This is a genomic window from Lewinella sp. (genome assembly GCF_050633125.1).
GTDB lineage: Bacteria > Bacteroidota > Bacteroidia > Chitinophagales > Saprospiraceae > Lewinella.
In genome coordinates, this window is record NZ_JBOEFX010000144.1 from 841 (window position 1) to 4,599 (window position 3,759).

Below are 3,759 nucleotides of genomic sequence, written 5' to 3' on the forward strand. Positions count from 1 at the left end.
AATCTAAGCTTGCCGAAGTATATAGCTTTCTGATTCGGTTGGGATAATCGGTAATGATACCGTCTACACCCATATCTATGAGGCGTTGCATTTCTTTGGGATCATTGACGGTCCAGGGGATAAGCTGGATATTTTGCTGATGGAGGCTTTGGGTGAGTTCAGGCGTACAGAGCAAGTAGTAGGGACTGTAGATTTCTGGTAGGAAGCCAAGCGTATCCAGATTTCGTTCTAAAGTGTTCTTATTGGCGACTAAATAGGCGAGGGATTGTGTGGGAGCTTGTTGCCTAACGGCCTGTAAGCTACGAACATCAAAAGATTGAATGGTGGTGCGTTCTGCGATGCCCAATCTGGTTAATTCTTTTAGAAGAAGCCTTGCGAATTCATCAGGGAGTGGGGTGAATGTCTCATCCCATTCGGGGAGGCTTTTAATTTCAATATTGTAATAAGGGAGAGGGCGTTTTAAGTCATGTGCGATTTGCTCGGCCATTTCTACCATTGCAGCGAGGGTAGGTTTTCTTACAATGCGCGCTTGCTGTTCGGGGAAGTTGGCATTGCCTCGGCTTCCACAATCAAATGCTTGAACTTCCGGCAGGGTCATTTGATGAATAATGAGTGATTTTTCTTCTTCCTCGGTGACGGAGTTGCCGTCTGGGTGGGTACAGATCAATGCGGCCATCCAAGGTTCATGCGAGATGACAAGTTGTTGATCTTTGGTCACTGCGATATCGAGTTCCAGGGTTTTAACATCAGGATAAGTCAAGGCATGAGCAAAAGCCGGGAGTGTGTTTTCGGGCAGCAAACCGCGGGCGCCGCGATGACCTTGCCAATCGAAGGAAGTAGTTATCATATACTGAGATTCGTTTAATATACGGGTAGCTTTACTACATGAAGTAGCGGTAATGATCAGTAAAATAAGTATTCGGTGCATAGAAAATGGGAGGTTTTACTTTTTAAAGTACCATGCATTTTTGTGCTGTTCCTTCAGTACCTTTGTGTATTAATGACTCAAGTTAAAGCTCCCAAATGAGATAGGGGAGTGAGTTGTATTAACGCTAGATTAAGAATGAGCAGAATCCTTTATTATATTTTCCTCAAGCCACTGTCGATGCTGCCGCTGTCGATATTGTATGTTTTTTCGACCGGTCTTTACTATGTCTTGTATTACGGAGCGGGTTACCGTAAGAAGGTAGTGATGGGCAATTTACGACGGTCTTTTCCTGATAAATCAGAAAAGGAGATTAAGAAAATTGCGAGCGACTTTTACCGCCATTTGTGCGACCTTATTTTCGAAAGCGTGAGGATGTTCAGTATGGGGAAAGAGGAGATAAGCCGTCGTGCGATTGTTACCAACCCTGAATTTGTGAAGGAATTGGAGGCCTACAATAAAGGAATTGTATTGATTGCGGGACACTACAACAGTTGGGAGATGATGGGGACGGCCTTTCCTATGTTCAGCAATTTACCAGTAGTAGCACTATACTCTCCTATTAAAGATCCATTTTTTAGTAAAGTATTGTCTGATTCCCGTGGAAAATACGGCTTGGAGATGGTGCCCAAGCAGGAGGCCAAAGCCATGTTTAAGGAGTGGGATGGGCGCCCGGCGATCTATCTTTTCGGCGGGGACCAATCACCAACCAGTAGTAAGAAAAGTTTCTGGATGGATTTTTTAAACCAGGATACGGCAGTTGCTTTTGGTACCGAAAAGTTTGCTAAAGAGTACGATTGCCTGGTCGTTTTTGGTGATATTCAGAAAGTAAAACGTGGCTACTATACGATGACTTTCTCGTTGGTTACTGACCAACCGCTGGAAGAAGAACACGGGGTTATTACGGTCAAGCACACCCAGAAATTGGAGGAAATCATCCGCGCGGAGCCACAGTACTGGTTGTGGACGCATAAGCGGTGGAAGCGGAAGCGGGAGGGGTAGTTGTTATTGCCGGTGAAAAACAAATTGAGCTCCTTTTATACTGAAACTCGTTTTTATATCAATGGTATTGAGTTTTCGGGCGAAGGAACAAGTGCTTCGCGTTTAGCGTCCATCAATGCAGGAGGCAATGGTCGAGTTGCTTACCAGTATGAATCTGAAACAGGAGCACCTACGGGGAAACGAGTTGAATACTACCATACGGATCATTTAGGCAATGTACGCCTTGCTTTTAGTGATTTAGATGGAGATGGTAGCATTACCGTTACCGATATTTATGATCCAAGTAATGAAATTACCCAAGAGCGCCATTATTACCCCTTTGGGTTGACGCATACGGGGCCTTGGTATGCAACGGTATCTCCGGATAANNGAGTTGGATGAGGCGACGGGGCACTACTTCTATGGGTTTAGGATGTTTGATCCCGCCATAGCACGGTTTACTGGGGTTGACCCTATTGCGGATAAATTTGCTTGGGTTAGTCCGTATAATTATGCAGAGAATAGTCCAATCTCCAATATTGATCTATGGGGGCTACAGTCAAGTAGTTCGATTTCTGGAGAACAGATCAATTGCCTTAGAGAGTGCTATGATAATAGAAATGAGCTTTCTACTATTGATTATAGTTCAGCCATAGACCATGCATTTGGAGCATTTGGTTATTTCGACAACAGGCCAATCTCTAAATATAGTTTATATCGCTTCTTAGGTGGACTAGGCGGAATGGATATCTATAGCGTTGCTGATTTAAAAAAATCGGGAAGAGGGTTTAGAAAAGGTTATGAACGCTTACAGCAGGACATTAACGAATTTGCTGGTGCTGTGTTCAATAGTGATCGCACTTCAGGTTCACATACAGGTTATACTACGTATAAGAATCCACAAATTGGAAAAATCGGTATGCTTGGAGATTTTTCAACTTCAATTGGCGGCTATGGTATAAAATACTATTTGGAATATAGTAGAAGTGGAGACGAAATGACAGGAACAGCATATGTTACAATTGCTGATACCTACGATTGGGATGAAACAGTTAATGCTACTTTAGGCTTTGTAGCAGGGGACCATCAGACAATGATTACGACACAAGAAATTGGGGCGACACCATTCTCAATTAGAGCATACTATACAGTGGGTTTTTCAATTACTAATAATTGGTGGGGCAGAACTTCGAATTTTCCAGATTATTCTACATTGACAGATTCCCCTGTAACCAATCATCTAGAAATTAGCCCAAATCGTGGCTATAGTCGTGTTTCTGGTTCAGGGTTTACAAATTTCGGAGCTCCGTATTAGTGAAATACAAAAAAACAATCATGTTGAGGTCATCTATTTTGTGTGCCATCGTAGTCTTCCTGTTTTCATGTAGTCCGGATAGCTTAGAGATTCGGGTTTATGAATTTAGACATGTTGTTGAAGAACCTGATCCGTCAGGTGACAACTTCAAGTACTACCACTCAGAAGAAGAACTTGATACAACCGAAGTACGGCTACTAAGTGAGATTTTTGACAACAAGGGCTATAGTTATTTAATTTCAAGCGATGGGAAATTCTATCATGATAGATCTCAAGTAGTGAATATTGGGGCGGCTTTTGTTATCGATAATGAACTGATTGATTCAGTTATTGCTCGTAATGTGCCTCGAAGTTCTTTTGTGAAAGAAGTTTTGCAGAAGGTTCGTTATTAACCCACCCAACCACAATGGCTAGCTATGCGACTTGTGCGTTAGCATGGACGAATAGCGCCCAGGTGTGCAGTGCCAGCTTTGCTGGTATTGCATAATCGGAGGTCGATCTAAAATTTATTGCAACAAAAAACATGAGTCATCCCGAA

Annotated in this window: 4 protein-coding genes and 1 pseudogene; 4 read left to right on the plus strand and 1 reads right to left on the minus strand. The window is 42.8% G+C overall.

What is annotated here, in order from left to right:
* A partial coding sequence (locus ACRBG0_RS25705; RefSeq protein WP_431489701.1) for a glycerophosphodiester phosphodiesterase family protein occupies nt 1-928 on the minus strand: 928 nt, incomplete at its 3' end.
* Nucleotides 929-1,063: 135 nt separating this feature from the next.
* Between ACRBG0_RS25705 and ACRBG0_RS25710 the strand changes: the two genes are divergently transcribed.
* The 4 genes and pseudogenes from ACRBG0_RS25710 to ACRBG0_RS25725 all read left to right on the plus strand — a co-directional run bounded on the left by ACRBG0_RS25710 (nt 1,064) and on the right by ACRBG0_RS25725 (nt 3,613).
* Nucleotides 1,064-1,927 (plus strand): lysophospholipid acyltransferase family protein, encoded by an 864-nt coding sequence (locus ACRBG0_RS25710; protein ID WP_431489702.1) that lies wholly within the window; start codon nt 1,064-1,066, stop codon nt 1,925-1,927.
* Nucleotides 1,928-1,951: 24 nt separating this feature from the next.
* A pseudogene (locus ACRBG0_RS25715) lies at nt 1,952-2,295 on the plus strand (hypothetical protein); the annotation flags it as partial.
* Nucleotides 2,296-2,300: 5 nt separating this feature from the next.
* On the plus strand, nt 2,301-3,221 hold the full coding sequence (locus ACRBG0_RS25720) for an RHS repeat-associated core domain-containing protein (RefSeq protein WP_431489704.1): 921 nt from the start codon (nt 2,301-2,303) through the stop codon (nt 3,219-3,221).
* A 20-nt stretch (nt 3,222-3,241) separates the two neighbouring features.
* A complete protein-coding gene (locus ACRBG0_RS25725; RefSeq protein WP_431489703.1) occupies nt 3,242-3,613 on the plus strand; it encodes a hypothetical protein in 372 nt (123 codons plus the stop codon).
* Nucleotides 3,614-3,759 lie beyond the last annotated feature (146 nt).

Excerpts from the sequence above, each read along its gene's own strand:
- ACRBG0_RS25725 (WP_431489703.1), top strand. The coding sequence starts at position 3,242 with ATGTTGAGGTCATCTATTTTGTGTGCCATCGTAGTCTTCCTGTTTTCA.
- ACRBG0_RS25710 (WP_431489702.1), top strand. The coding sequence starts at position 1,064 with ATGAGCAGAATCCTTTATTATATTTTCCTCAAGCCACTGTCGATGCTG.